General features: G+C 69.2%; 21 protein-coding genes. 6 read left to right on the top strand and 15 right to left on the bottom strand.

The window, feature by feature from the left end; translation table 11 throughout:
* Positions 1-119: 119 nt before the first annotated feature.
* Genes ACGFW6_RS36920 through ACGFW6_RS36910 form a run of 3 tightly spaced genes read left to right on the top strand, consistent with a single transcriptional unit; the run spans position 120 to position 8,439 of the window.
* Positions 120-1,952 carry a hypothetical protein gene (locus ACGFW6_RS36920; RefSeq protein WP_393520233.1) on the top strand — a complete coding sequence of 611 codons (1,833 nt, stop codon included), beginning with the start codon at positions 120-122 and terminating at the stop codon, positions 1,950-1,952.
* Positions 1,952-3,403, top strand: coding sequence for a hypothetical protein (locus ACGFW6_RS36915; protein ID WP_393520230.1), 1,452 nt, complete (start codon positions 1,952-1,954; stop codon positions 3,401-3,403). The genes ACGFW6_RS36920 and ACGFW6_RS36915 overlap by 1 nt, the downstream gene beginning before the upstream one ends.
* A complete protein-coding gene (locus ACGFW6_RS36910; protein ID WP_393520227.1) occupies positions 3,400-8,439 on the top strand; it encodes an FtsK/SpoIIIE domain-containing protein in 5,040 nt (1,679 codons plus the stop codon). The genes ACGFW6_RS36915 and ACGFW6_RS36910 overlap by 4 nt, the downstream gene beginning before the upstream one ends.
* A gap of 123 nt (positions 8,440-8,562) precedes the next feature.
* Here the strand turns inward: ACGFW6_RS36910 and ACGFW6_RS36905 are convergent, their stop codons facing one another.
* The 5 genes from ACGFW6_RS36905 to ACGFW6_RS36885 form a co-directional block, all read right to left on the bottom strand.
* Positions 8,563-9,066, bottom strand: coding sequence for a very short patch repair endonuclease (locus ACGFW6_RS36905; protein ID WP_393520224.1), 504 nt, complete (start codon positions 9,064-9,066; stop codon positions 8,563-8,565).
* Between the two features lie 203 nt (positions 9,067-9,269).
* Entirely contained in the window at positions 9,270-9,458 is a 189-nt protein-coding gene (locus ACGFW6_RS36900; RefSeq protein ID WP_125505105.1) for a hypothetical protein, read from the bottom strand.
* A 418-nt stretch (positions 9,459-9,876) separates the two neighbouring features.
* The gene (locus ACGFW6_RS36895; protein ID WP_393520221.1) at positions 9,877-10,905 is read right to left on the bottom strand and encodes an acyltransferase family protein; all 1,029 of its coding nucleotides are present in this window, start codon (positions 10,903-10,905) and stop codon (positions 9,877-9,879) included.
* A gap of 339 nt (positions 10,906-11,244) precedes the next feature.
* Positions 11,245-12,264 carry a hemolysin family protein gene (locus tag ACGFW6_RS36890; RefSeq protein ID WP_393520218.1) on the bottom strand — a complete coding sequence of 340 codons (1,020 nt, stop codon included), beginning with the start codon at positions 12,262-12,264 and terminating at the stop codon, positions 11,245-11,247.
* The gene (locus ACGFW6_RS36885) at positions 12,261-13,610 is read right to left on the bottom strand and encodes a hemolysin family protein (RefSeq protein WP_393520215.1); all 1,350 of its coding nucleotides are present in this window, start codon (positions 13,608-13,610) and stop codon (positions 12,261-12,263) included. The genes ACGFW6_RS36890 and ACGFW6_RS36885 overlap by 4 nt, the downstream gene beginning before the upstream one ends.
* 382 nt (positions 13,611-13,992) lie before the next feature.
* Here ACGFW6_RS36885 and ACGFW6_RS36880 point away from each other — a divergent pair, with 382 nt between their 5' ends.
* Positions 13,993-14,448 (top strand): tellurite resistance TerB family protein, encoded by a 456-nt coding sequence (locus ACGFW6_RS36880; RefSeq protein WP_393520212.1) that lies wholly within the window; start codon positions 13,993-13,995, stop codon positions 14,446-14,448.
* 40 nt (positions 14,449-14,488) lie between these two features.
* On the opposite strand, the gene ACGFW6_RS36875 is transcribed toward ACGFW6_RS36880, so the two are convergent.
* From ACGFW6_RS36875 to ACGFW6_RS36865, 3 genes are all read right to left on the bottom strand, one after another.
* Positions 14,489-15,880 carry an LCP family protein gene (locus ACGFW6_RS36875; protein ID WP_393520209.1) on the bottom strand — a complete coding sequence of 464 codons (1,392 nt, stop codon included), beginning with the start codon at positions 15,878-15,880 and terminating at the stop codon, positions 14,489-14,491.
* 97 nt (positions 15,881-15,977) lie between these two features.
* Positions 15,978-16,910, bottom strand: a complete 933-nt coding sequence (locus tag ACGFW6_RS36870; RefSeq protein ID WP_393520206.1) for a M56 family metallopeptidase — start codon at positions 16,908-16,910, stop codon at positions 15,978-15,980.
* 6 nt (positions 16,911-16,916) lie between these two features.
* Positions 16,917-17,333 carry a BlaI/MecI/CopY family transcriptional regulator gene (locus ACGFW6_RS36865; RefSeq protein WP_393520203.1) on the bottom strand — a complete coding sequence of 139 codons (417 nt, stop codon included), beginning with the start codon at positions 17,331-17,333 and terminating at the stop codon, positions 16,917-16,919.
* Between the two features lie 170 nt (positions 17,334-17,503).
* On the opposite strand from ACGFW6_RS36865, the gene ACGFW6_RS36860 reads away from it, so the two are divergent.
* Positions 17,504-17,740, top strand: coding sequence for a twin-arginine translocase TatA/TatE family subunit (locus ACGFW6_RS36860; protein WP_393520200.1), 237 nt, complete (start codon positions 17,504-17,506; stop codon positions 17,738-17,740).
* A gap of 14 nt (positions 17,741-17,754) precedes the next feature.
* Here the strand turns inward: ACGFW6_RS36860 and ACGFW6_RS36855 are convergent, their stop codons facing one another.
* The 4 genes from ACGFW6_RS36855 to ACGFW6_RS36840 all read right to left on the bottom strand — a co-directional run bounded on the left by ACGFW6_RS36855 (position 17,755) and on the right by ACGFW6_RS36840 (position 21,355).
* The gene (locus tag ACGFW6_RS36855; protein ID WP_393520197.1) at positions 17,755-19,656 is read right to left on the bottom strand and encodes a glycoside hydrolase family 15 protein; all 1,902 of its coding nucleotides are present in this window, start codon (positions 19,654-19,656) and stop codon (positions 17,755-17,757) included.
* A 53-nt stretch (positions 19,657-19,709) separates the two neighbouring features.
* Entirely contained in the window at positions 19,710-20,129 is a 420-nt protein-coding gene (locus ACGFW6_RS36850) for a hypothetical protein (protein WP_393520194.1), read from the bottom strand.
* 50 nt (positions 20,130-20,179) lie between these two features.
* Complete coding sequence (locus ACGFW6_RS36845; RefSeq protein ID WP_393520191.1) at positions 20,180-20,638, bottom strand: SHOCT domain-containing protein; 459 nt, start codon at positions 20,636-20,638, stop codon at positions 20,180-20,182.
* Between the two features lie 75 nt (positions 20,639-20,713).
* On the bottom strand, positions 20,714-21,355 hold the full coding sequence (locus tag ACGFW6_RS36840) for an HdeD family acid-resistance protein (RefSeq protein ID WP_393520188.1): 642 nt from the start codon (positions 21,353-21,355) through the stop codon (positions 20,714-20,716).
* 215 nt (positions 21,356-21,570) lie between these two features.
* Between ACGFW6_RS36840 and ACGFW6_RS36835 the strand changes: the two genes are divergently transcribed.
* Complete coding sequence (locus ACGFW6_RS36835) at positions 21,571-22,983, top strand: DUF2252 domain-containing protein (RefSeq protein WP_393520185.1); 1,413 nt, start codon at positions 21,571-21,573, stop codon at positions 22,981-22,983.
* 31 nt (positions 22,984-23,014) lie between these two features.
* On the opposite strand, the gene ACGFW6_RS36830 is transcribed toward ACGFW6_RS36835, so the two are convergent.
* The 3 genes from ACGFW6_RS36830 to ACGFW6_RS36820 all read right to left on the bottom strand — a co-directional run bounded on the left by ACGFW6_RS36830 (position 23,015) and on the right by ACGFW6_RS36820 (position 26,587).
* A complete protein-coding gene (locus tag ACGFW6_RS36830; protein ID WP_393520182.1) occupies positions 23,015-23,212 on the bottom strand; it encodes a hypothetical protein in 198 nt (65 codons plus the stop codon).
* Between the two features lie 103 nt (positions 23,213-23,315).
* The gene (locus tag ACGFW6_RS36825; RefSeq protein WP_393520179.1) at positions 23,316-23,834 is read right to left on the bottom strand and encodes a hypothetical protein; all 519 of its coding nucleotides are present in this window, start codon (positions 23,832-23,834) and stop codon (positions 23,316-23,318) included.
* A 62-nt stretch (positions 23,835-23,896) separates the two neighbouring features.
* Positions 23,897-26,587 carry a LuxR C-terminal-related transcriptional regulator gene (locus tag ACGFW6_RS36820; protein WP_393520333.1) on the bottom strand — a complete coding sequence of 897 codons (2,691 nt, stop codon included), beginning with the start codon at positions 26,585-26,587 and terminating at the stop codon, positions 23,897-23,899.
* Between the last annotated feature and the right edge of the window lie 143 nt (positions 26,588-26,730).

The following is a 26,730-nucleotide window of genomic DNA, read 5'->3' as shown; positions in this document are numbered from 1 at the left end:
GCACGCGCTGGCGAACCAGGCGTACTTCGGCGCCCTGACGAGGAATTTGATCTACCGTCAGGAGCGCTGGCAGCTAAAATTCTGCAGCGCTCCCGGCCCGGTCGACGAAGGACAGCAGCATGCCGCTAGAGGTCAACAAACACGTCCAACGGATACGTCGTTACCAGCCGTTCGACGCCGACACCTCTGAGATGATCTACGAGCTGCAGGCAGACTGGACGCAGTCGCTGTTCCCTGTCGTGACGCTGAAATACCTGCTGGACGCCATTGAACGGCCAACCACGAAGACCATCGTCCTCACCGGGGACGCCGGGCATGGCAAGACGAGCCTGTGTGCCGGCCTTCTGGCCGAGCTACGGGTCGATGCCGAGCCGATCACACCAGAGGTCCGGAAGGCTGTTTTCCTCGAGCTGTCCGGGGCCGGAGACGCCAGCCGCTCTATAGGCCAGACCCGTAGCGGACGCCCGCTGTACATCCTCAGCGATCTCAGCGAGCTCAGCCCGCAGGCGGGCGCTCGCAAACTCGTGGAACTTCTTGACCCTCCGGACGAGGGCATCGCGATCATCTGCGCAAACGAGGGCCAACTACGCAAGTGCGTCGCTGAAGATGACAACCTGGGCAAAGGCGGCACGGGCCGCGCCAAGATTCTGGTGAAGACCCTCACGGAAGGCATAGTCCGGGGGCAGGTCACCGACCCCGATGGCACAGTCACTGTTATCAACCTCAACTACCAGTCCGTAGCGGCTGACAGTGACAACGGCGGACTCATTCCTTGGGTCCTGAAGCAGTGGACGACGAACCAATGGTCGCGGTGGAAGCCCTGCGAGACCTGTGATGCACGGAACGTCTGCCCGATCCTGGCCAACCGCAACGAACTAAACGATCTTACCCGCGGGCCTCAGCGTCGGGCCGCGATCCGGGACGTGTTCGCCGCGGCCGAGCGCACTGGGGCGGTAATCACGACACGCCAGGCGCTGTCGGTGACCAGCTACATGCTCACCGGCGGCCTGTCCTGCGAGAACGTCCATGCCAAGTACCAGCGGTCGCACTCGAATAGGTTGTGGCAAGCTCCCCACTTGTACCACCAGGCTCTCTTCGGTGATCGGCTGACCCAGCAACAACGTCATCTGGTTCCTGCCTTCTTCGCGCTACGAAAGCTGGACCCGGGCAAGGTCTCTCGGCGCCAGGTGGACGACCGACTGGACCCGGACACCGCTGGCGACTTCCCTCCCGCGGACGCCAGCAGCTATCTGCAGAAGGTCCGTACGAATCGGGACGTCCAGAAGCAGGCCGAGCAGTTGCGGGGCTTGTACACGTTCCTGCGACGAGCTGACTTCTTCAACAGCGACGACGACACGGACCGGTTCGCCCGCATGGGCCTGCAGGCCGGCGACGACTTCGTCCGTGTCCAGGACAAGAACCGGGACCCGGCAGACACCAGGGTGCGAGACCGCTTCCTCAAGGGCCTGGAGGCCGCCCAGGGCATCCACCGGGCGGGGAGCAATCCTGACTTCTTCATACTTGACCCCGCCTTCTTCACCCACCGTGCCCGCGCCGCCGTAATCTCCCGGCGAGTGCCCAGCAAGGGCGTCGAGGTCGTCGACCAGGTCACCCAGTGGCAAAGGGAAGCCAGCACGGGCGCAACCCCCGAGATGCAGAACGCCGTCGAGTGGCTCAACCGAGCCATCTACATTCGTATCCCGGCTGTCGCACCTAACCAGGACGCAGTCTCGGTGGAGGCGGACCTCCTGCGCTTCGAGTTGCTGACGCGGTGGGCCGCGGGCCTGCGTAGCGAGGTCCAGCACGAGGCAGAGATCCGCGGCCTGAGTGGATCCCTGGCAGAGCTGGCTGACTCGTCGAACAAAGAGGACGAGATCCAGGTGCTGGTGGGCAACATCATGAGGAAGCTCATGATCGACGTCGGCGACAAGATCAGGTCGGTGCGTGCGTGATGGCTGATCGTTCCAAGGCCGAGGTCGTCCTTCGCCTCTTCGGGGTGAATCTCGAACAGCAGGGCCGCGGTTTCTACGTCCCGCTTGAGATGCTCGCGATCGCCCGCGGCGTCTACCTGGCGCATCAGGAGGACCCGGAGAAGTTCCCGGGGCTCCTGGACAACGGAGCCGCCACGGCTTACAAGAGGACCTCGCACGACCTGGCCCGACGGATCGCGACCAAGGCCCGCATCGTCGAGGGTGACGAGGAACTCAGCAAGGCCGTCGAGCTGGACTCTCCCGAGACGATGGAAACGCTCCACGCCCTGTTCTCGTCCCTGTTGGTTGAGATCCCTGGACGTCGTAGCCAGCCCAGTTGGTTCGGCGCGCACATCTATCCGTTCGTCGGTGAGCTCATCCACTACGACGCAGTCGAACGACGAATCAAGCAGATCGACGCATCCCCCAAGAGGAGCGACAAGAAGCGCAAGCAGGCCAGCAAGGTCGCTGCCGGCATCAACGCTCCGAGTATCGAGCGCTACCTCTTCCGCGATGGTGGGAGCTGGGCCTACAAAGTCCTACGCACCGACCCTGATCCGGACCGCAAGGAAGCGACCCGACAGGGCCTGCGCGACCTCGTGCAGGACAGCGGCACCCCGCTGGGCAACCTTGCCAAGGCGCTCAGCGCGCACGACTTCGACTACGACGAAGCGCCCGTGGAGGGCTCAGACGCAGAAATCAAGCTGCATGAGGATCTCAGCCCGTGGCCTGATCTGCTGAGGGAAGGGACTCGCAACATCGTCACTCGGATCGCGACGGTCCCCAGGGCCAAGCGCACCGAGAGCCTCATGCACTGGGTCCCCTACTGCTTGGCACGCCACCAGCTGCACCTCGCACGCACGAAGCTCGGTGCTACCAATCGCGAGTCGATCCTGTTGGACTTCGGCAACGAGGCAACCCCGCTGCGCAGAGAGTCGCAGAAGAACCTCACCGGCTTCCGCAATGACATCGTCAACGCGATCAACGTCCAGGCCCGGGAAATGATCGACGAACTCGAAGCCGAAGGCGACGAGGCCAGGAAGCGCCGCTACGAAAGATTCACGAAGGAGGCCGGCAACGCGGTCGGCTCGCCTCGAGCGTTCTTCAGCGAGACCCTCGCTGCTGTGGGAGCCCTGAACGCGACGGTTGGGCGCCGGCACTTCACCATGAAGCCGCCGATGCTTGAGGGCTTGGTATCTGCCACCGTCCCGCAGGGCACGGAGATGGAGTTCGACCAGTTCTGCGCGCTGCTGTACGAGAAGTACGGGCTCGTGGTGGAGAACAAGGTCGCAGCTGCGAGTCCGTTGGCCTATGAGGTCGACTCATCGGTCCTTGACCACAACGGCAAGGCGTTCCGGGAGAAGCTGGCCGCTATCAGTCTGCTCACTCAATATTCAGATGCAACCAGCATGGTTCGAGGGGAGCCCCGGTGACCGACAGCAGCATCCGAGCGCTCGGTCGGTTCGTCGCCGACGAAGCACTCCGCAAGGTCACTGAGATCAGCGGAGCCCGTGCCGTCCTGCGAGTCAGCGGGTTCGACCGGCCGACCGTGGCCGAGGCCCTCCGTCGCACGGCCCAGAGGCTGTTGGAGTCGCCGGACCGTCAGGTTGTCGTCAAGGTCGGAACCTCAGAGCCCATTGAAGGCGTCCCTGCTGACTACCTCCTGGATCCGCAGGACCAGCTGACCAAGTGGCGAAATTCGGGACAGGGTAAGGCGGTGTTGCTCTTCGAGTGGGGGCAGTCTCCGGACGCACAGGGGCTGGCGGCCATGAATGCCCTGGACGATGCCACGATCCTGGGCGATTACCACGACGCCTCTGGCGAGCGCGGGTTCGACAGGTTCATGGCAGAAGCCTGGCGGGAGGCGGGTGGCAGCGGCACCGTTCCGGCCCTGATGGTCGACTTTCTGCCGGAGATCTGGCGTGCCGTCACCGATGAGGAGCCCCGGTCCTTGCACCGCTGGGCGGCCTTCCTGGTCGAGACCGCGCAGAAGGTCGCAGCAACTCAGGTCCACACCCCTGACGTGGTCTACCCCGAGATCTCTGCAGCCTTGCCCGCTCTTGACCTCTTCCCGGACCGAGGACTCTTCCTCAAGCCCGCCGCGCTGCCGGCCCGGATCAAGAAGAACGTCTCGGTCAGTGCCTTCAAGCAGCCCACCGGCAAGGAGATCACCGAGGACGACCTGATAGACCGCATCACCGCGACCGAATTCAGCGAGGAGTCCCTGGACCACATTGGCACGGACTCCGAGACTGCCAAGACGCGTATGCGCGGCCTCGTACTGAACCTCAATCACAGTGGCTCTACCCCGCAGGATTCTCGTCAGCTGCGCCGCGAGCAGGATCTGACCCTCTGGCTTGAGGTCTTCGAGCAGAAGTCCAAGAAGATCGGTCTAGGCCAGCAGGTCCGGCAGGAGATCGAGAGGGCCGACGCAGATCGGGTCGACGAGTTCGACGCCATGATGATCGAAGATGCGCTTGATCGCGGAGACCAGGAAGCCGCACAGCGATTCCTTGACGAGGCTCCCGTTGGTGGAGCCGAGCCGTTGGCCGACCTGCTGTCCAAGCGGTCGCGCCGCAAAGTCGAGAAGCTTGCCTTCCCGGACTCTCAGTTCGTCCAGGACCCACTGCGTGCCCTGCTGCGCGAGCTGACCTACTTCTCTGACGAAGAGGAAGGCTCCGTCGTCGTCGGGCTTGAAGGCAACCAGGAAGCAGGGCGGTGGAGCCGCTGGCTGTTCGCTTTCCTGTACGCACGCACCCTGCGTGATATCCAGGACTCCACCGGCCTTCGCCTGACTTTGGAGGTCAAGGACTACCTGCTGGACCTGACCAAGCCGCCCCTGCCGGAGGAGGACGAGCCCTTTGACCCGAACACCGAGTGGGCCCCGCTGCGCATCCTGGTCGAGATGGACGGCGCCGCCCAGCGACGCTTTCGCTGGGACCCCCTGGGCATCCCCGGGCAGATCGCACTGGCGGCCCTCATCCACGGCTGGCGAAACCCCCCTGGCCATGCCAGCAATCTGACCTTCGACACCTTCCTCGAGAAGTTCAATGACCCCCGGCAGTGGCAGGTCGACGAGCCTGTGCCTGTCCCTGCATCACATTTCGCGGGTCAGCTCGAGCGCCTCAAGCTGGAGCACTTCGAGCGGTTCTCCGACGGGCTTGACGCCGGGAAGATCAACCATTACGTACGCGAGTGGGAAGGCATACTCCGCGAAGCTCGCACCACCCTGGTTCCCGACAACGCTCCGAACGCAGACCTTGAGGCCGTCGTCCTGACCGATGTCGTTGGGCTGGCCGATCACCGCATGATGATGCTGGCCACCCACCCGCTGAAGCTGCGCTGGCTGGCAAAGAACTACGCGGAGGCAGCCAGCAGCATCGAGACCGCCCTGAACAGGGAGGGAGGTCTGAGTCTCAACCAGGAGAACGAGGATCTCTTCTTCGACGCCATCGACCGTATCTCCCCACATGGGACACCGGCGGTCCTCGTCGGGCCCGGCGGCACGATCGCCATCCCGATGCGCGAATCAGCCGGGCACGAGGAGTACGCCCCGGTCCGCCTCAGCGGCAACGAGTCCAAGGAATGGCTCTCCAGCGTCGACGAGACGGCGATCGACGAGATGGTCCGCGTCATCACCGACTACCTGACGACCTACCCCCACAAGCTTGACGGCCTACGCGTGCTGCTCCTGGACCGCAACGGCGACCCTGTCCTGCCGATGCGCGTGGCCAAGCAGATGCGAGCCAAGAACCCTCGCCTGAAAGTTGATCTGGTTGTGCTGGCTCCCCAGGCCACCCATCACGAGATCATCCAGGGTTTCGACCTGCACTTCTCCGGTGCGGAGATGTCCGAGGACAGCTTCCTGCCCGACGTCCAACTCATCCTGCAGGCATGGGAGCCCGACCAGGAAGCAGACCTGTCAGGGCTAGAAGACTCCATCGACCTCGCGCTGGCTCCGGCACTGTTCGGTACCCAGACCAGCATCAAGGAGAGCACCAAGAAGGAGTCCTTGTCGGGCTCCTTCAACCCTTGGAAGCACCCAGCTTCACACAACCTGGCTCAGACCAGCGAGAACGTCGTGAGAGCGCTGTTGCCCGAGACCGCCGACGAGACTCTCGAGTCCTGGTCAACCTTGTGCGTGCGCTACGACCGCCGTTCCCCGGTCTCCCGGGAGAGTGTCGACGGCATCGACTACTTCGAGATGCAGGTGCAGTTCGACCAGCACCAAAACTTGTTCGCCACTTTGCATCGCGTGGCCCATTGGGTCGTCACCCTCGACAGTTTCATCGGCCGTGAGCAGATCGATGCCCTGCGCAACCGTCCTGACGTCATTCTCGTCAAGCCCAGTGTTGGCAAGAACGAGTCCTACACTCTCATCGTCAGCTCGCAGACCGGTCGGCAGTTCGTCGTCCAGCGACTGCGGCGCCGCCTGGAGCAGATCGGCGTCGTCACCCCGCAGGACTCCGAAGGCACCGCTAAGCGAATCTACGAGGTCGGCCGCAACGTGGCCCCTGGCGCCGTGCTGCGCTCCCTCGGCATCGGCACCACGGTCAACGAAGTCGTGGGCCTGGTCGCGACGCGATTTGTCATCGATCAGCAGTTTCCCGTCTCTCGACAGGGTACGAGCCTGGTCACCTGGATCAGCTTCGACGAGCACCACCGCTGGTTCGGTCGCGGACAGAAAACCCGTGCCGATCTGGGCCGGTTCGTGCTGACCATCCAGGACGACGGCACAGTTCGCCTGGATGTCCTGGTCGCTGAGTCCAAGTTTCGCCAGACCTTCGACGTCGGTTCGGCTGAAGAACAGCTCAACCGCACCACCGACCTGTGTGAGGATGCCTTTCGTTCGGACGGCGAGGCTCGCCACGACCGTCCCTTCTGGCTGGACGAGCTTGCCGCCGCAATCGCCCAGACCAGTGGAAACGCCCTGCAGGCCGCAGACCTTCCAGCTCGCACCTTGATCGGTAATGACGATCACCGTCAGGTCGAGGCGACGGTCCTTGACGCCCTACGCTCCGAAGATGTCCAGCTCGGTCAGGTTACCGGCGTCGCCGTGGCCATCTCAGCCGAGGATGACCAGCCGGCACCCGCGGTCGGAAGCCTCGGCAAGCACACCCTGGTGAGGCTGAACAAGCAGGAATTGCTGAACCTCATCGGCGCTCTGCGCGCCAATCAGGACCCCACCAATGCCGACCGCCTTGTTGTCTCTGGGCACCTCAGTGGGGCGGTTCAGGTCCCCGACGATGTCGTCAAGACCTCCTCAATGGGTATTCCCGTCGAACTGCCCACCCCGGAAGAACCGACGGCACCTGTTGAGGTTGCCCGGGCGGCCGCGTCAACTTCCCTGCCGGAACATGGAGTTGCGCTTCACCCTGCCGCAGAGGTAGATCCTGTCCCTCTGAAGGTTCACCGCGGTGGGCTCTCCGACGAGGAGCTGAGGCTTCGATACAACAAGGTCGTTGACGTCTTCGCCCGCCACAAGGTCGCGGTCACCGCTCCGGAAGTCGGCAAGTGGCAGGAAGGACCCGGCTTCTACATCTTCCGGTTCATCCCCAGTCCTGGGGTCACCGTGGATAAGCTGACCAACCGGCGCGACGAGATTTTCCTGGCCCTGGCATTGCCCTCCGGGTTCAGCATTCGCACCCGTAGCGACCGCGGCTCCGTGCTCTTCGAGATCCCCAAGATCGACGACGAGAAGTACGGAGTCGACGCCAAGGCGCTTTGGCAGCGGTGCCCGGCCGATCCCGAGAGCCTCATCGCCCCGCTGGGCACCGACATCGAGGGCAACCCCGTCACCATTGATCTGTCCTCCGCAGACTCCCCGCACTTGCTGGTGGCTGGCACTACTGGATCAGGAAAGTCCGTCGCCCTGGACACGATTCTCAAGGGCCTGGTCCGGTACGACAAGAGCACCCTGCGACTCCGCCTCGTCGATCCCAAGGGCACCGAGCTTGTCGACTTCGAGGACGACCCTCACCTTGACGGCATGATCGGTATGGACGCCGCTGACGCCATCGAGATCCTTGAGGAAACCGTCGACGAGATGGCCGTGCGCTACAAGGACATGAAGGCGATCCGCACACGCAAGCTCGTCGAGTACAACGCCAAGGTCGACAAAGCAGACCGAAAGCCCTGGATCGTCATCGTCCTGGACGAGTACGCCGATCTCACCAGCGATCCCGAAGAGAAGAAGCAAATCGAAGCGTTGCTCAAGCGCCTGACGCAGAAGGCCCGCGCTGCGGGCATCCACGTCATCGCAGCCACGCAGCGACCGAGTGCGGACGTTATCTCGACGACTATCCGCTCAAACTTCCCTGCCCAACTCGCCCTGCGGGTCAAGACGGCGACCGACAGCCGCATCATTCTGGACGAGACTGGAGCCGAAGCTCTGGCCGGACAGGGCGACGCCTTTCTGCACACGGCCAAGGGCACCATACGACTGCAGGTGGCTTACGACGGGAGCTGACCAGACCCCGCCAGTTTGATCAACTCGTTCTCATAGAGGGGGCAAGAAGGCCACCAGAGGGACGAGCTCTTCTCGCTGAACCGGGCGAAGATCAGATGGCCGCTACCGCCAGCGACGCGACGGTCAGGAGGTATTCCTCGGATGCTTCGAGGCTTGGGCCTCCTGCCGCCGGGCGGCCACTGCCTCGATGACAGTCGCGGCACACGCCTCTGGTTCGAGGTGTTCCCAGAAGCGGAGCACCAGCCAGCCTGCCTCCGCGAGGCGGTCGTCTGTGTCCCGGTCGCGCTGGATGTTCCGGCCGATCTTTTCTTCCCAGTACGACCGGTTCGTCTTCGGCATCACGAAGTGCTCCGGGCAGCCGTGCCAGAAGCAGCCGTCGATGAAGACTGCGACTTTCACCGGGCGGAAGACCATGTCGGCCGTGCGGCGCATCTTCGGGAGCGGCTTTGCAGCCACCCGGTAGCGCAGTCCAGCGGCGTGGACAAGCGAGCGGAGGAGCAGCTCGGGCGCGGTATCGCGATTCCGGTTGCCAAGCATGCTCCGCCGGCTCGCGGCCGACGACGCCCACGACCCCTCCGGTGGTGTCCACTGCTCGGCCGGCGCTTCTGGTAGTCCTTGCTCGCTCATATCTCCAGCAGCTTAGGGACAGCTTCCTCCGGGTCGTCCCGCCTGGCGAGGACCCATTCCTATCCGTCCAGCTCTATTCTCGGCGCTTCCCCGTGGTGGAGGCGGGCAGCCGCAAGCCGCGCACTCACCGGCGCCACCCGGTCGCAGGCCGACGATCGCCGACCGCTGCGACGGGAGTGGCCTAGCGGCGGCGGGATGTCCACTCACAGAGTCCCGTCCTGCAGCAGCGCCTTGAAGGCGTCTGCCTCTCGCTGCAGCACAATGCGCCCGTCGCCGTCGCTGAACGCCAGGATCCGGCCGCCTGCATCCAGGCCGGCCTCCGCGAGGAGCCCCAGCGGCAGGGACACACGGCCGTCGTCATCGATCTGCAGTTCTGCTGGTTCGCGTATCACAATCGCAGTCTGCCAGTCTCCAGGCAGGACTGGGCTGCCCTGACCGGTCCGGCGATCAACCGCCCAGGTGCATCACCCTCTGTGACACGTAGATCCGTAAGCTTGCTCGCCTCGTCGGCCTTCGCGGACACGGCGCGAATCGCGGACTCAGCGGCCGTTGGCTGAGGTCTCGCTGGGAGCCATCTGGGAGCCAACCCGCTCCCCAAGCCCTTTCCAGACCACCCGACACCACCGCATTCCAACGCCCTGACCAGGCAAAACAGCAAAAAGACCGGTGATGATCACGCCCGAACCTCATTCGGGACGAAGAGGTCGTGGGTTCAAATCCCGCCACCCCGACAGCCAGAACAGGTGAGGCTCCTACGGATTTCCGTAGGAGCCTCACCTGTTTTTGTGGGCTGGTGGACGTTCCGAGGGCTCAGCGACGGAGTGGCAGTGGCCATCTGGTCGGGGTCTCCAGGGCGCCGCTCAGCGTGCGCTGGACGGCGGGGGCGCACAGGGGCGTCATGATCGCGGCTGCGAGCACGGTGACCGTGGCCTCGCCGGCGGGGTGGTGGAGCCAGGGCAGGCCGTACCAGCCCCAGTGCTCGGCCGCCTGGGCGAGGAAGCCGTGCAGGAGGTAGGCGTAGAGGGTGCCCGCGCCCAGGGGGGTGAACCACGTCCGGTGCCGTGGCACCGCGGCGAGGAACGCGGCGGCCAGCACCACCGAGCAGCCGAAGGTGGCCAGGGTCATCACGGGGCCGGCCCACGCCGGGGCGCCCAGGGCTGTCGTGCTGTCGTTGTGGAAGAACCAGGCGTAGTTCATCCTCGGCACCGCCCAGTACGCCAGCGTCAGCGCGCAGGCGAAGACCGGTGCGGCCAGGAGGCGGGCCTCGCGGCGGTGCACCAGCCGGAGGTGTTCGGGTTTCAGGCACAGGCCCAGGACGAAGTACGGCAGGAACTGGGCGACGCGCTGGAGGTCGAGGTCGTTGCCGATGGACGGGGAGAGCGTCGCCAGAGCGGCGACAGTGAGGGCCAGAGGGAGCGGGTGGCGCACCGCCTTCCAGACCGGGGACGTCAGGCGCCAGATGAACAGGGCCGCCAGGAACCACGTCAGGTACAGCGGGTCGAGGAGGGTGACCGGACGGTCGGGGTCCTCGCTGGTCCAGCGGGTGAAGTAGGTGTACGCCGTCTCGAAGACGACGTAGGGAAGCACCGTGCGCTTCAACAGGCCGCCGAGTTTCCTCGGGGTGGCCTCGAAGTCACGCGATAAATAGCCCGCGATCACGGCGAACACCGGCATGTGGAAGGCGTACACGAGCAGGTACAGGGCGGTGATCGACCTGTTGCCCTCGCGCAGCGGCTCCCAGGCGTGGCCCACCGCGACGAGGACGATCGCCAGGTACTTGGCGTTGTCGAGGAAGGGGTCCCGCCGCGGCTCCCTCTCCCCCGCGCCCGCCATCGCCATCGCTGGCGGTGCCGGTGCCAGTGCCGGTGCCGGCGATACCGCCGGTTCGGCTCCCGTCGGCCGAGCCGGCCCGGGTCCCGCCGCTACCCGTCTCGCCCCCACCTCAGCCGACGGCAGAACGTCGTCCTGTCGTCGCTCCGGTGCGGCAGTGGCCTCTGTTGCCGGTGTGGCGCGTGTGGGGAGCAGCATTGCCAGCACCCTAAACACATCGGCGGGCCCGACCTCAACCCCCGCAGGGAGTCGCCGCCGAGGCCCGCCTCCACGTCACACCACCACCGGGTCGGCCAGGCCCACCCCCACATCACGCCTCCACCGGTATCGGCCATGCCCGCCCCCACATCAAGCCACCGGCGCCGGTCCCACCAGTTCCGACAGGACGTCCTCCATCGTCACAAAACCGATCACCTTGCCGCCCGCCCCCAGGACGGCGGCGAGGTGGCTGCCCTCGGAGCGGAGGGTCGTCAGGGTGTCGTCCAGGGGGGTGTCGATGCGGACCCGGGTGACCGGGTGCAGGGCGGCGGGCGGGAACGGGCGGTTCCGGTCGGTCGTGCCGAGGGTGTCCTTGATGTGCAGGTAGCCGAGGACGGTGCCGTCGGCGGCGGTGACCGGGAAGCGGGAGTAGCCCGCCTCGGCCGCGACCCGCTCCAGCCCGGCCGGGGTGATCGAGGCGTCCACGGTCCGCATCCGCCGGGCGGGGACGAGGATCTCGCCCACCGGGCGGGTGCCCAGCTCCAGGGCGTCGCGCAGGCGTTCGCCGTCGGCCGGGGTGAGGAGTCCGGCCTCGCCCGCCTCGACGACCATGCGTGCGAGCTGGTCGTCGGTGAAGACGGCCTCGACCTCGTCCTTCGGTTCGACGCGCAGCAGCTTCAGCAGGGCGTTGGCGAAGGCGTTGACGCCGAAGACGAACGGCCGCAGGGCACGGGTGAGGGCGACCAGGGGCGGGCCGAGCAGCAGGGCGGTGGGCACGGGGGCGGCCAGCGCGATGTTCTTCGGGACCATCTCGCCGATCAGCATGTGGAGATAGGTGGCCACCGTCAGCGCGATCACGAACGCGATGGGGTGGACCAGGGCGTGCGGGACGTGGGCCGTCTCGAACGCCGGCTCCAGCAGGTGGGCGATGGCCGGTTCCGCCACCGCGCCCAGCACCAGCGAGGAGACGGTGATGCCGAGCTGGGCCGTGGCCATCATCGCGGAGAGGTGTTCCAGGGCCCACAGGGTCATCCGGGCCCGCTTGTCGCCGTCCTGCGCGCGCGGCTCGACCTGGCTGCGGCGTACGGAGATCAGGGCGAACTCGGCGCCCACGAAGAAGGCGTTGGTCAGCAGCGTCAGGGCGCCGATGGCCAGGTGCAGCGCGGTCATCGGGCGTCCTCCGTGAGCCGGGCCGCGGGAGCGGGGGCGGGAACAGGGGCCGGCTGCGTGATGCGGACGCGGTCGGCACGGTGGTGCTCCACGTCGACGACGTCCAGCTGCCAGCCGTCCAGGTCGAGCACGTCCCCCTTGGCGGGGATCCGCGCCAGTCGGGTGGCGATGAGGCCGGCGATCGTCTCGTACGGCCCCTCGGGCGCGGTCAGTCCTATGCCGGCGAGTTCGTCGAGGCGTACGCCGCCGTCGGCCTCCCACACCGCGCGCCCGTCGTGGGTCGCGCGGGCGGGCTGGAGGTCGGGGGCCTCGACGGGGTCGTGCTCGTCGCGGACCTCGCCGACGACCTCCTCGACGATGTCCTCCATGGAGGCCACGCCGGCCGTGCCGCCGTACTCGTCGATGACGACGGCCATGGTGCGGTGGGCCCGCAGCCGCTCCAGCAGCCGGTCGGCGGTGAGGGTGTCGGGCACCAGCAGGGGTGCGGTGGCCAGTTCGGTGACCGGGGTGGTCAGCCGGCGCGCGGGCTCCAGGGCCAGCACGTCGCGGATGTGGACGGTGCCGATGACCTCGTCCAGGCTGTCGCGGTAGACCGGGAAGCGGGACAGGCCCGTGGCGTACGACAGGTTCGCCGCGTCGGCCGCCGTCGCGTGCGCCTCCAGGGCCTGGACGTCGACCCGTGGCGTCATGACGTTCTCCGCGGTCAGCTCGCCGAGGTGCAGGGTGCGTACGAACAGCTCGGCGGAGTCCGCCTCCAGGACGCCGTGGGCGGCCGAGTGGCGGGCCAGGGCGACGAGTTCCTCGGGGCTGCGCGCGGAGTCGATCTCCTCGGCGGGCTCCAGGCCGAAGCGGCGTACGAAGCGGTTCGCGGTGTCGTTGAGGTGGCGGATCAACGGGCCGAAGGCGGCCGTGAAGCCGCGTTGCGGACCGGCGACCACCTTGGCGACGGCCAGCGGGCGGGAGATCGCCCAGTTCTTCGGCACGAGTTCACCGACGACCATGAGCACGACCGTGGAGAGCGCGACGCCCAGCACGGTCGCCACCGTCGGGGCCGCGCCGCCGAGGCCCGCCGCCGCCAACGGCCCCCGCAGCAGCGCGGCGAGGGACGGTTCGGCGAGCATGCCGATCACCAGTGAGGTGACGGTGATGCCCAGCTGGGCGCCGGAGAGCTGGAGGGTCAGCCGGCGTACGGCGCGCAGCGCGCCCTCGGCACCCCGTTCGCCCGCCGCCGCGGCGCGCTCCAGTTCACCGCGCTCGACGGTGGTCAGCGAGAACTCGGCCGCGACGAACAGCGCGCAGGCCAGGGTGAGGAGGAGGGCCACGAGGAGCAGCAGGATCTCGGTCACCGTGCCACCCCCGTTCCCTGGTGGGGGCGGGAATCGGCACGGCTGGTACTGGGAGGCTCACCCATCGGGTGCTCGGGTCTCCTTCTGTCTTCGGTGGGCCGAGGGGCATCGACGTACGGCCCGGTGGGCCGGAGGGCATCGACCGTTTTCGGACTTTCCCGCAGCGCGGGTCGGGACACCGGCTCCGGCGGGTCGGGCCATCCTATTCTTCTACGCGCTTGTAGAGAACGGCTCGGCGTCCCGGGTTGTTCCCACGGACACGCACGTACGCACGTGAAGGAGTGAACGCCGCAACGGCGAGGACGAGGAGGGCTGATCGCGCCGGGACGGCACCTGATAGCTTCTACAGCGCTGTAGAAGCTATCGATCGTATGGAGTTCTCATGGCCCTGTGGGACCGCCTCAAGGAGTCCGCATCGACGATGCAGACCCAGCTGGTGGCGAAGAAGAACGACCTGAAGAGCGGTGCCTTCCGCGACGCGAGCATGGCCATGTGCGCGCTCGTCGCCGCCGCGGACGGCACGGTCGACCCCTCCGAGCGGCAGCGTGTGGCCCAGCTGATCGCCGGCAACGAGGTGCTGCAGAACTTCCCCGCCGACGATCTGCGCCGCCGTTTCGAGGAGAACCTGAACCGGCTCACCACCGACTTCGACTTCGGCAGGGTGAGCGTGATGCAGGAGGTCGCCAAGGCGAAGAAGAAGCCCGCCGAGGCGCGTGCCGTCATCCAGATCGGCATCGTCATCGGCGGCGCCGACGGCGACTTCGACAAGGACGAGCAGGCCGTGGTCCGCGAGGCGTGCTACGCCCTCGGCCTGCCGCCGCACGAGTTCGACCTCTGACCGACCGGTACCTGACCGGCCTCCCTCGCGGGAGGACCGGTCAGCGGATGCGTCCGGGGTCGAGGTCCTTGCCGACGACGAGGGTGACCACGCCCGCCGTGGCGTCCGGCGTCTGCACCGCCTTGACCCCGGGCAGCCGTGCGGCCAGCGCCCTGGCCTGCTTCTCCAGGCCGGCCGGGTAGGTGACCGTGGTGGCGCCGGCGTCCTCGGGCGCGTTGCCGGTGCCGGTGACCGTGACGCCGGACGTGCGCAGCTTGTCCGCGACGGTGCCGGCCAGGCCCTGGACGGGGGTGCCGTTGAGGACCTGGACGCGCACGGCGGAGGCGTACAGCGGGTTCTTCGCGTCCGCCTCCAGCCGCTTCTTGTCGACCTCCCTGTCCTTGGCCAGGTCGGTGAACAGGTCGGTGGCCTGCGGGTACTGCCAGGCGACGTTGGCCTTGTCGGTGGGGATGTCCGCCTCGCGCGGGTAGTTGGGGACCGTGAGGAAGGTCAAGCGGTCGCTCGGGATCCCCTTGAGCTCCGAGGCCAGCCCGTACAGCGGCTTGATGCCGGCCAGGTCGGGGTCCGTGGTCAGGGACTTGGTGCCGGACTGGAGGAAGCCGTAGAGGGCCTTCGGGCTGGTGAGCTTGGACTGCGCCTTGGCGGCCAGGGCGTCCATGAACTCCTGCTGGCGTCCGATGCGCCCGATGTCGGAGCCGTCCCCGACGCCGTAGCGGACCCGCACATAGCCGAGCGCCTGTTCGCCGCGGACGGTCTGGCAGCCGGGTTCCATGTCGAGGCGGGCCTTCTTGGAGTGGATGGCCTCCTTCGGGCAGACCTCGATGCCGTCCAGGGCGTCGACCATGCCCTTGAAGCCCTGGAAGTCGACGGACATGAAGTGGTCCATGCGCAGACCGGTGTTGGCCTCGACCGTCTTGATGGAACAGGCGGCCGCCCCGGCCACCTCGCCGCCGCTGCCGCCGATCGCGAACGCCTCGTTGATCTTGAAGTGATGCGGGGCGGAGGTGCTGCCGTCGCCCTTGTCGCAGGCCGGTATGCCCACCCAGGAGTCGCGCGGGAACGACACGACCGTGGCCCACTTCCGGTTCGCGGGCACATGCACCACCATCAGCGTGTCCGACTGCATCGTGGTCAGGTCCTTGCCGTACTTCGCGTTGGCGCCGTCGCGGCTGTCGGAGCCCACGACGAGGATGTTCTTCGAGCCGGGGCTGAGATTGACCGGCCGGTCACCGCCGATCCGGTCGTCGACGTCGGCCGACCTGATGTTGTCGTTCAGGTCCTGGTAGACCCAGGCACCGACGCCGGCAACGCCCAGGACGACCGCCGAGGTCACCCCCGCGCTCCACGCCAGGATCCGCCCCCGCCGGGTCAGCCGTGCCCGGCCCGGCCCGGTACCGGCCGGCGTACGCCGCCGTTTCCCATGTCCGCTCATCAGCGCCCCTCCCCCTCGCCCCAGCCGTCTCCCCCATGAACAGACGGCGAATTCCCTCACTTGCGTTGCCTGGACCGGCCGATCGGAACGCCCCGGCTCACAGCGGAGTGGCTGCGTGCAGGATGAGGACCATCGTCACCGCCGAGTTCGCCGACGACATCGCCGATACGGCCGTCCCCACCGCCGCGCACCACAGCGCCAGCCCCACCGAGGTGAACAGCGACGGCCAGCGGCGCACCACCGGGGCGGGCCCGAGCAGCGCGGCGACCCGGCGCGGCACGGGCCCGGGGGCCGCGAAGCCGGCCAGTGTCGCGACCGGCGCGCCCCGGGACACCAGCGCCGCCTTGCCGATCGCGCACGCCACCGTCCGGCGGCTGCCGACCGCCTGGGCCGCCGCCTCGTCCGCCCAGCGTTCCGCCGTGTACGACACGGCCGTACGCAGCGGGCGCAGGAACGGGTTGGCGCGGGCGGCCAGTTGGACGGCGAGCAGGAACCGGTGGTGGCGCTCGGTCAGATGGGCCCGTTCATGGGCGAACAGCGCCCGGCGTTCGGCGGGTTCGAGATGGTCCAGCAGGCCGGTGGTGACCACCACGCGGTCGCGCCGCCCGCCGGGCAGGGCGTACGCGTACGGCAGCACGTCGGGCAGTACGGCCACCCCGGTGCGCGGCAGCCCGGTCAGCGCCCGGTGGGCGAGGCGGCGTACCCGAGCATGCCGCCACAGGGTCCGGGCGCACGCCACGACGACCGCGCACAGGGCCGGGATCGCCGCCTTGCCGACGAACTCGTCGTAGGGCACGGCCGCCCTCACCTCGGGGTCGGACCAGCCGTCCGGCAGTGGGTTGCCGGGCAGTTGGGCGGTGCCGACCACCATGGCCAGGGCCAGGCACACGGTGCTGCACGTCGCCATCACCGCGGCGACCGCGGTGAGCAGTCGCGTGGCGGTGCGGGGATGCAGATGCTGCTCGGCCAGGCGGGCGATCGGCCATGCCGTGAGCGGCAGGACGAGCGGCAGAAAGACGAAGACCCCCATGAGGCGTCAGTCTTCCCCTTCGTCCCGGGACCGACCTGTGGGTGGCGTACCTCCGGACTGCCCCAGCAGTGCGCGCAGCAGCCGCTCGTCGTCGGGCCCGAGGCCCGTGACGAAGCTGGCCAGCACCGCCTCCCGGTCGCTCTCGGCGTCCAGCACCCGGCGCATCCGGTGCGCGGCGAGGCCCGCCTGGTCCGAGGCCGACGTCCACGCGAAGGACCGGCCGGCCCGCTCCCGGGTCACGGCGCCCTTGGCCAGCAGCCGGGTCAGGATCGTGATCACCGTCGTGTAGGCGAGGTCCCCGCCGAGGCGTTCCTGGACCCAGCCGGCCGTCGCGGGTCCGTCCGCCTCCGCCAGCGCCGACAGGACCAGCGCCTCCAGTTCGCCCTGTCCCCTGCGCCGGGATCCCTGCCGGTGATCCGCCATGCCCTGTCTCCTCTCCGCTGACGCGCACGTCATGTGCGATACATCGAGCCGTACAGCGCAAGGAAAGCAGAGGCCGACCGGTGGAGACGACCTTCCTCGATTTCTACATTGATGTAGATTTCAGGGGTACGCCCCTGCGGCGTCCCCGCGCACCCCAAGGACAGGACCCCATGTTCGGACTGAGCGAAATCGCCGTCATCCTCCTCGTCGTCATAGCCGTCCTCTGCGCGAAGAAACTGCCCGACCTGGCCCGTTCGGCGGGCAGGTCGGCGCGCATCCTCAAGGCCGAGGCCAGGGCGACGAGGGACGAGGACGACCCGGCGACGCCCCGGGTGATCCGGGGCGAGACCGTCACGCCGGGCACGGACGAGCCGAAGGACCAGGGCTCCGCACCGCATCGGCAGTGAGCCCGGTCGGCGGCTCAGCTCCTGGATCCGGGGCGGGTGACGAGGCCCTTGACGGTGGCGTGCAGGTGGTCGAGGTGGTCGGCCGCTCCCGGGTCGGCGCCCTCCCTGCTCAGTTCCTCGTCCAGGGCCATCGCCGCGGTGACCAGCGCGAGGTGGGTGAACGCCTGCGGGAAGTTGCCGAGTTGCTCTCCCGAGGGACCGATCTCCTCGGCGAACAGGCCGACATGGTTGGCGTAGGTCAGCATCTTGTCGAAGGCGTAGCGGGCCCGCGCGAGCCGGCCGCTGCGGGCGAGGGCCTCGACGTAGTAGAAGCTGCACAGGTTGAACGTGCCCTCGGAGCCGCGCAGTCCGTCCGGGGAGGCCGCCGGGTCGTAGCGGTAGACCAGGCTGTCGCTGACCAGGTCCTGGTCCATGGCGTCGAGCGTGCTGAGCCAGTCCGGATCGTGCGCGGAGACGAAGCCGACCCGGGGCATGAGCAGCAGCGAGGCGTCCAGGACGTCGGTGTCGAAGTGCTGGACGAACGCCTGCCGTTTGTCGTGCCAGCCCCGCTCGACGATCTGCCGGTACACCGCGTCGCGGGCCCGCGTCCAGCGCTCGATGTCGGCCGGCCGGGAGCTGTAGATGGCGGCGCGGATGCCGCGGTCGAACGCGACCCAGGTCATCAGCCGGCTGTAGGTGAAGTTCTGCCGCCCGCCCCGGGTCTCCCAGATGCCCTCGTCGGGCCGGTCCCAGTGGTCGCTCAGCCAGTCCAGCACCCCGCTCAGTGACTTCCACCCGCCGATCGCGCCGATGTCCCGGCCGACGATCAGGGCGTCGGCGGCCTCGCCGTAGATGTCGAGCTGGAGCTGGTCGGCGGCGGCGTTGCCGGCCCGGACCGGCCGTGAGCCCTGGTAGCCCTCCAGGTGGTCGAGGACCTCCTCGGTCAGCACCGGGTCCCCGTCCACCCGGTACATGATCTGCAGGGGGTCCCCCGCGGCCGCGCCGCCGGCGTCGATGCGATCGCGCAGCCAGCGCCGGAAGGCGTACGCCTCGTCCTTGAAGCCCAGGTCGATCAGCGCCCGTACGGACAGCGACGCGTCCCGGATCCAGGTGTAGCGGTAGTCCCAGTTGCGCTCGCCGCCGATCTGCTCGGGCAGACCCATGGTCGCCGCCGCCACGGGCGCCCCGCTGGGCGCGTAGGTGAGCAGCTTGAGCGTGATGGCCGACCGGTTCACCACGTCCTGCCAGCGTCCCCGGTAGGCGCACGAGCGCAACCACGACAGCCAGAACGCCCGGCAGTGCTCCAGTTGGCCGATCGCGTCCTGGAGGGACGGCGGGGCCGGGGCGGCCGCGCCACCGGCCGTGCTGGTCAGCACGACGGCGGCGATCTGGCCGGCCGAGAGCGTGAAGCGGGCGGTGACGTCGTCGCCGTCGGCGTGCAGGGCGATGTCGTCGGTGGTCTGCACATGCAGGTCGGTACCGGGGCCGCTCAGCACGGCCCGGTGGTCGTCGGGCCGGGTCAGGGTGTGCGCGGCCCGGCCGTAGTCGAAGCGCGGGCGGCACGCGAAGGCGAACGGCAGGCTGCCGCGTACGACCCTGATGAGCCGGATCAGGCAGTGCCGGTCCGTGGCGACGGGCGACTCGACGGGCGGCATGAAGTCGGCCACCTCGCCCACGCCGCCCGGCGCCATGAACCGGGTGACCAGGATGGCGGTGTCGGAGAGATACAGCTGGCGCACGCTCATCCCGCCCTCGGGCAGCTCCGCGGCCAGCCGGCAGTGGCCCCCGCGCTCGCTGTCCAGGAGCGAGGCGAAGAGGCTGGGCGCATCGAAGCGGGGTGTGCACCACCAGTCGACGGTGCCCTCGCAGGACACGAGGGCCGCCGTCTGGAGGTCGCCGACCATGCCGTGCTCCGCGATGGGTGGGTACTGGTTCACGAGCCCCTCCTAGGCAGGTGGACATGGACCCGGACGTACGGTCGGCGACCCGGTCAGGCGGTGACGTCGTCCTTCCGCGAGACGCACAGCGCCCAGATGATGAATCCGGACATGGCGATCAGCACGACCGACCAGACCGGGGAGTAGGGCAGGGAGAGGAAGTTGGCGATGATGATCAGCCCCGCGATGGCCACGCCACCGACCCGGGCCCACATCGAGGGCTGGAACAGCCCGATGCCGATGATCACCGCGACCGCGCCGAGGATGAGATGGACCCAGCCCCAGCCGGTGAGGTCGAACTCGAAGACGTAGTTGCGCGTGGCGACGAAGACGTCGTCCTCGGCGATCCCCATGATGCCGCGGAAGACGGCGATGACTCCCGCGATGGTGAGCATGACGGCGGCGAAGACCGTCAGGCCCCCGGCCCAGGCGTATTTCGTCTCGTGCGCCTGCTTGGACTGCATGGCGGCCATGGTGTGCCTCGCTTCCTTTTGCTTGCTCAGGACGTGCTCGGGTGCGTCGGTCAGGACGGGGTTGCGGAGTCGCTGCGGGCGGACGTGCCGGAGCCGCTGAGGACGAGTTCCTTGGCACGGCGGAACTCGTCGTCCGTGATGTCGCCGTGGGAGCGCATCTCGGAGAGCTTGGCGAGCTCGTCGGCGCTGCTCGCCTGCTTCGCCTCACCGGCCCGGTCGCGGACGTAGTCGTCGAACACCCGCTGCTGCTTCTGGGCATGGTCGATCTCGCGCTGGCCCATCGACTTGCCGCGGGCGATGAGGTACACGAACACGCCGAGGAACGGCAGCACGATGCAGAAGACCAGCCAGCCGGTCTTGCCCCAGCCACTGAGGCTGTCGTCGCGGAAGATGTCGCCGATGATCCGGAAGAGCAGGACGAACCACATGATCCACAGGAAGAACCACAGGAGCGTCCAGAACATGCTCAGCAGCGGATAGTCGTAGGCGAGGTACGTGGTCGTGCTCATCGTCTGCCTCCCGGGCGGGGTACTCGGCTGCCGTGCCCGCCGCTTTCAGCGTGCGCATGCTCAACGGGAACGGCCTCACCCTGGGCGGGTGAAGCCTGCCCGGTGCAGTGCGGACCGCCAGGCGAGGGCGAGCCCCAGCTCGGTCAGCCCGAGCAGCAGCAGCCACAGGCCGACCAGCCTGGTCAGGACGACGGCGGACTGGCTGGGCGTGGCCAGCACGACGATGCCGGCGACGACGCCGAGCAGCCCGGCCACCAGGACGAACCCGCGATGCGGCAGGCCCTTGGCCGCCATGGCCGTCCAGGCGGTCAGCATCCCCGTCACCACCCAGACCGCCCCCACGATCAGGGAGAGCGCGGCGATCGTCTGCAGCGGGTGGCGCAGACACAGCACCCCGGCGAGGACGTACAGCGCCGAGGCGAGCAGCGCCAGATGCCGGTCGCCCTGCTCCCGGGCGAAGGAGGCGACGAACCGGAACGCGCCCGTCACCAGCAGGTACAGCCCGATGATCACCGCCAGGACGTGCAGGGTGGCGTCCGGCCAGGCCAGGGCCAGGATGCCCGGCACCAGCGCGGCCACCGCGGACCCCAGCAGCCACAGCCACGAGCCGCCGAGGTCGGCCAGCAGCCGCTCGGCGTCCTGGCCGGCCGCGGGGGCCGTCCCGTCGGTCACAGGATCGGGTCCGGTGTCCGGCTCCGGACCACGCGGAACGGTCATGGCTCCTCCTCGCGCGATTCGGCCGGTCACCACCGGACCGCCGACGGGACGGTGTGCGGCACCCTCACCGGGCCAGAATCACGCGCGCCGCGGCGCGCCGGGTCACCCCTCACGGGTGATCCGCTCGTGGGACGGGGGCGATGAGGTGGGGTGGATGGGTCCGCCGGTTCTGCGCCCCAGGAGCGCGACGGCCGCCCGGAGGTGGAGGGTGAGCCATGTCGGTACCGAGTGCGTTCGCGGCCTCGCTGTCACCCGACGAGAGGGCGGCGTACGGCAGAAGCGCCCGTGGCCGTGTCTCCCGTTCCGGCCACGGCCGGTACGACGGAGGGGACCGGGCCGATCCGATCGAGGTGATCGAGCGCCAGTCGGCCCAGCGCGTACCGGAGTTGGTCCCGATCCGCTACGGCCGGATGCTGGAGTCGCCGTTCCGCTTCTACCGGGGCGCCGCGGCCATCATGGCGATGGACCTGGGCCGGATGCCGCACACGGATCTGACGGTGCAGCTGTGCGGGGACGCCCACCTGCTGAACTTCCGGCTGCTGGCCTCCCCGGAGCGCCATCTGGTCTTCGACATCAACGACTTCGACGAGACGTATCCCGGCCCGTTCGAGTGGGACGTCAAACGGCTGGCCGCCAGCTTCGTGATCGCGGGGCGCGCCAACGAGTTCTCCACCGCCGAGCAGGACGCGGCCGTACGGGAATGTGTGCGGGCGTACCGGACGCGGATGCGGGAGTTCGCCGGGATGCGCACCCTGGACATCTGGTACGCGCAGGACGACGCCGACCACATGCGGGAGTTGCTGGCCTCCTCGATGAGCAAGGAGGCCCGGCGGCGCGCGGCCCGGGCGACCGCCAAGGCACGCACGCGCACCTACCTCCAGGCCTTCGCCAAGCTCACCCACGTCACCGCCGAGGGCCTGCGGATCGCATCGGATCCGCCGCTGATCACGCCGCTGAGCGACCTCATGGACGACTCGGGCACGGGCGACGAGGCGAAGGACCTGCAGACCGTGTTCGAGGAGTACACGAAGACCCTGTCGTCCGAGCGCCGGCACCTGCTGAGCCACTACCACCTGGTGGACATCGCCCGCAAAGTGGTGGGCGTCGGCAGCGTCGGCACCCGCTGCTGGATCGTCCTGCTGCTCGGCCGGGACGACGACGACCCCCTGCTGCTCCAGGCCAAGGAGGCCCAGGAGTCGGTGCTGGCCGCGCACACCGACGGCAGCGCGCGCTTCGACAACCAGGGCCGCCGTGTGGTGACGGGACAGCGGCTGATCCAGACGACCAGTGACATCTTCCTGGGCTGGACCCACATCGTCAGCGGCCTCGACCGCCGCGACCGGGACTTCTACGTGCGCCAGCTGCGCGACTGGAAGGGCATCGCCCGGCCGGAGACCTGGGACCCCGCCATGCTGCGGCTGTTCGGCAAGCTCTGCGGAGGCAGCCTCGCGCGCGCCCACGCCCGCTCCGGCGACCCCGTCGCCATCGCCTCGTACATGGGCGGCAGCGACCGCTTCGACCGTGCGCTGATGGACTTCGCCCAGGCCTACGCGGACCAGAACGAACGCGACTTCGACGCCCTGGGCGTCGCCGCCCGCTCGGGCCGGGTGCAGGCGAAGGACCTCTGAGGACGGACCGTCCGCCGGCGGCTCGGCCAGGTCAGTCGGGCAGCCGGCGCATCTCCAGTACCCGCAGGCCCAGCGACTGGCAGCGGTCCAGCAGGCCGAACAGGTGTGCGTCGTCGACGACGGGTCCGAACAGCACCGTCTGACCGGACATGACCACGTGATCCAGTTCCGGAAAGACCTTGGCCAGGGTCTTCGACACGTGTCCTTCGACACGGATCTCGTAGCGCATGTGCTGCCTCCCGCCGACAGCCGCTGGCAGACCTGCCCGGCCATCCTCCCGCCGTGGCGGCGGCGCCACCTCACCCGGCGCAGGTGACCCCCTTCGCGGGAGGTCAGTGCGTCACGACGATCTTGAAGACGATGATCAGCAGACCGAGCAGCAGATTGACCGAGGCGGAGACGGCCATCAGCTGCCAGGTGGCGCCGGCCCGCCGGGCCGCGGCCATCGACCAGCCGACCTGCCCGGCCACCGCCACCGACAGGGCGAGCCACGCGGCCCCCGACACGTCCAGTCCCAGCAGCGGGCTGACGGCCACCGCCACGGCCGGCGGGACGGCCGCCTTGACGATCGGCCACTCGTCGCGGCACACGTGCAGCACGGTCCGCCGGTCCAGCGGGTGCTGCGCCAGGCGGGCGCCGAACAGCTGGGCGTGCACATGCGCCACCCAGAAGACCAGGCCGGTCACCAGCAGCAGGGCCACCAGTTCGGCGCGCGGGTATTCGCCCAGGGCGCCGGCGCCGATGATCACGGAGGCGGCGAGCATGGAGCCGTAGACGCCGCCGGTGTAGTCGGCGCTCGCACGGTGCTCCGCCCGGCGCTCGCGCGCGGCGGGCGGGTCGGTTCGGGACATGGCCGCCTCTCGGGGTCGGCGCACTCGGCCGCGGACACCGGGGTGCCGGGCCGCTCGGTGCGTCACAGCAGGTGCAGCTCGCGGGCTCGTCGTACGGCGTCGTTGCGGCGGTTGACCGCCAGCTTCCGGTAGACGCTCTTGAGGTGGGTCTTCACGGTGTTCACGGAGACATACAGATCGGCGGCGATGTCCTCGGTCGACATCATCTGGGCCAGCCGCTCCAGCACGTCGCGCTCCCGCCCGCTCAGGTGCTCCACGAGCAGCGGCCCGGGATCGACGGCGGCGGTGCCCGGCATGAGCCAGCCCGCCGCGAGCCCGCGCAGCGGTGCGGCGGCCAGGTACGGCCCGACCCACGCCCCCGCCTCCAGGAAGGGCAGCCGCAGCCGTTCGCGCCGGGCGTCCGTCAGGGCCCGCGCGAGCAGTCTGCGCACGGTCGCGGCGTCGCCGGCCGTGTGCGCGGCCTGCGCCCGCAGCAGCGTGGCCCGCACCAGCAGGGCCGGGCCGGTGCGTTCCTCGGTGCCGACGACGTCCAGCAGTCGCAGCGCGGCGTCCGGGTCGCCCGCCGCGAGGCGGGCCCGTGCCGCGCCCACCGCGCAGGTGGGCTGCTGGGCGGCCACCGGCTCCAGCAGCTCCGCCGCCTCCCGCGGCCTGCCCTCGGCCAGGTGGGCGGCGGAGGCCACCAGCGCGGCGTGGCCGCGCTCCCAGGGCGAGACCACGTCGGCGGTCACGGCGGTCACGGCGGCCTCGGCGGCGGCGAGGGCGGCGCGCGCCTTGCCCCGGGCCAGCAGGAGATGGGCGGTGGCGATGGCGCGGCCGGCGGCGGTGACCGGGTCACGGGGCGGGCACTCCTCGGTCCGGCCGAGGAGTTCCTCGGCCTCGGCCAGCTCGCCCCGGTCCACGGCGACGGCGGCCAGCACCAGGCTTCCCAGGGCGGAGGCCGACGTCTGCGGCAGGCTGAACCGCTCGGTCTCGGTCATCGCCGCGACGGCCTTGCGTTCCGCGCGGGTCGGCCAGCCGTCGAGGTAGTCGATGAGCGCCAGATGCTCCAGGGACTCCTCCCGCGGCAGTGCCGTCGCGGCGCCGGCGGTGCTGTCGGCGACGGTGGTGAGGGCGTCCCGCGCCGCGTCGAAGCGCCCGGCCCACAGCCGGGTCGAACCGAGGTGGGTCAGCAGCAGCGCGGGCAGCTCGGGGTGTTTGTCGAGCAGATGGGCGGGGACCTCCCGCTCCAGCTCACGGGCGGTGCGCACGGCCTGCTCCGCGCGGCGGGGCGAGCCGGCGAGCCGGGCCGCCAGAGCCTGCAGCAGGGCGCAGCTCAGCTGGGCCGCCGCGGGCCGGGAGCCGTCGGCGGCCAGTTGCTCCTCGGCGTGCTGGAGGTGGGCCAGCGCCTGGTCCAGGTCGCACTGGGACAGGTCGCGGGCCGCGCGGACCAGGTCCGCGGCGGGGCTCGTGGTGCCGGGGCCCATGCCGGAGAACAGCTCGGTCAGTTCGTCGGAGCGCAGGCCCGTGAAGAGCTGTCCGATCGCCAGGTCGTCGACGAGGGCGCCGGCGGTGAAGTCCCACTCGCCCGCCGCCGCGCCGTGGGCCAGCATCTCCGGCAGCAGCCCGGAGCGGCCCAGCCAGTGCGCGGCCCGCAGATGCAGCTCCGGTTCCAGGTCGGCGCCGCGCTCGCGCAGATGGGCCCGCAGGATCTCGCGGAACAGCGGGTGCAGGCGGTACCAGGTGTGTCCGAGGTCCTCGACGAAGGCGTTCTCGCGGTGCAGCCCGGCGAGGATGGGCTCGGCGTCGGTCCGTCCGGTGAGTTCGTTGGCCAGTCCGACGCAGAAGCGTTCCAGGACGCTGACCCGCAGCAGGAGGTCCTGGGTGGGCGGCGGCTGCCGTTTGAGGACCTCCGCCAGCAGGAAGTCGGCGACGGTGCTGTGCCCGGCCTCGAACTCCTTCAGATAGCCCTCCGGGTCCGGCTGCTGCCGCGCGGCCAGGGCGCACAGCCGCAGGCCGGCGGCCCAGCCGCGGGTGCGGCCCACGAGGGCGTCGGCCGCGTGCACGGGGAGGCACAGCCCGTGCAGCTCCAGCAGGGCGACGGTCTCCTCCGGCGTGAACGCCAGCTCGGCGTTGCGGATCTCGGTCATGGTGCCGGCGGTGCGGTAGCGGTGCAGCGGCAGCAGCGGTTCGGTGCGGGTGACGATGACCAGACGCAGTCCCGGCCCGGCGTGGTGCAGCACGAACTCCAGCTGCTCGGAGAGCTCCGGGGAGCTCACGCGGTCGTACTCGTCGAGCACCACGGTCACGATGCGGCCGCTGTCGCCGAGCTGTGCGGCGAGCCGGGTCAGCAGGGTGCGGCTCACCCGGTTCGCGGGGCAGCGGATGTCGTCGGCGACCGGCACCCCGCGGGTGCGCAGGGCCTGGAGGAGATGGGCCCAGAACATGCCGGGGCTCTGGAGCGCCGGGTCGAGCGTGAGCCAGGCGACCGGCTGTCCGAGGCCTGCCGCCCAGTCGGCGACCAGCAGGGTCTTGCCGGCCCCGGCGGCGCCGTTGACCATCGTCAGCGGGGTCAGCAGGGCCTGGTCGAGATGCTCGACCAGCCGCGCGCGCCGCAGGAAGGTACCCGGCCGGGCCGGCAGCGCGAACCGGGTCCGCAAGTACGGGTCGCCGAGCGGATCGACGTGGTCGGCGGCCGATTCGTCCGGGATTTCGTCGCTCACCACCACCACGATCACCGCCCTGCGCGATCGGGGATCTGCTCCCCCCACCACCATCACAGCTTTGCCGCGTTCCTGCTCGTCAAGGTCCGAAAGCCGCCCCACGTGCGCCTTCCGACCAGGACACGGCCAGGAGACGCAGGTCACATTCGCCCATGTCACAGGGGCCCGGGCCATCTCGTCCCGTGGGTGTAGCCACT

Source organism: Streptomyces sp. Y7 (assembly GCF_043195415.1).
Taxonomy (GTDB): Bacteria; Actinomycetota; Actinomycetes; order Streptomycetales; family Streptomycetaceae; genus Streptomyces.
The sequence above is the reverse complement of the archived record's forward strand: the minus strand, read 5'-3'. Positions and strand labels throughout refer to the sequence as shown.

Bases quoted from the DNA above. Each gene is read 5' to 3' on its own strand.
- ACGFW6_RS36920 (WP_393520233.1), top strand. From the start codon at position 120: ATGCCGCTAGAGGTCAACAAACACGTCCAACGGATACGTCGTTACCAG.
- ACGFW6_RS36915 (WP_393520230.1), top strand. From the start codon at position 1,952: ATGGCTGATCGTTCCAAGGCCGAGGTCGTCCTTCGCCTCTTCGGGGTG.
- ACGFW6_RS36905 (WP_393520224.1), bottom strand. From the start codon at position 9,066: ATGAGCGAGCAAGGACTACCAGAAGCGCCGGCCGAGCAGTGGACACCA.
- ACGFW6_RS36895 (WP_393520221.1), bottom strand. From the start codon at position 10,905: ATGGCGATGGCGGGCGCGGGGGAGAGGGAGCCGCGGCGGGACCCCTTC.
- ACGFW6_RS36890 (WP_393520218.1), bottom strand. From the start codon at position 12,264: ATGACCGCGCTGCACCTGGCCATCGGCGCCCTGACGCTGCTGACCAAC.
- ACGFW6_RS36880 (WP_393520212.1), top strand. From the start codon at position 13,993: ATGGCCCTGTGGGACCGCCTCAAGGAGTCCGCATCGACGATGCAGACC.
- ACGFW6_RS36875 (WP_393520209.1), bottom strand. From the start codon at position 15,880: ATGAGCGGACATGGGAAACGGCGGCGTACGCCGGCCGGTACCGGGCCG.
- ACGFW6_RS36870 (WP_393520206.1), bottom strand. From the start codon at position 16,910: ATGGGGGTCTTCGTCTTTCTGCCGCTCGTCCTGCCGCTCACGGCATGG.
- ACGFW6_RS36865 (WP_393520203.1), bottom strand. From the start codon at position 17,333: ATGGCGGATCACCGGCAGGGATCCCGGCGCAGGGGACAGGGCGAACTG.
- ACGFW6_RS36860 (WP_393520200.1), top strand. From the start codon at position 17,504: ATGTTCGGACTGAGCGAAATCGCCGTCATCCTCCTCGTCGTCATAGCC.
- ACGFW6_RS36850 (WP_393520194.1), bottom strand. From the start codon at position 20,129: ATGGCCGCCATGCAGTCCAAGCAGGCGCACGAGACGAAATACGCCTGG.
- ACGFW6_RS36845 (WP_393520191.1), bottom strand. From the start codon at position 20,638: ATGAGCACGACCACGTACCTCGCCTACGACTATCCGCTGCTGAGCATG.
- ACGFW6_RS36840 (WP_393520188.1), bottom strand. From the start codon at position 21,355: ATGACCGTTCCGCGTGGTCCGGAGCCGGACACCGGACCCGATCCTGTG.
- ACGFW6_RS36835 (WP_393520185.1), top strand. From the start codon at position 21,571: ATGTCGGTACCGAGTGCGTTCGCGGCCTCGCTGTCACCCGACGAGAGG.
- ACGFW6_RS36830 (WP_393520182.1), bottom strand. From the start codon at position 23,212: ATGCGCTACGAGATCCGTGTCGAAGGACACGTGTCGAAGACCCTGGCC.
- ACGFW6_RS36825 (WP_393520179.1), bottom strand. From the start codon at position 23,834: ATGTCCCGAACCGACCCGCCCGCCGCGCGCGAGCGCCGGGCGGAGCAC.
- ACGFW6_RS36820 (WP_393520333.1), bottom strand. From the start codon at position 26,587: ATGGTGGTGGGGGGAGCAGATCCCCGATCGCGCAGGGCGGTGATCGTG.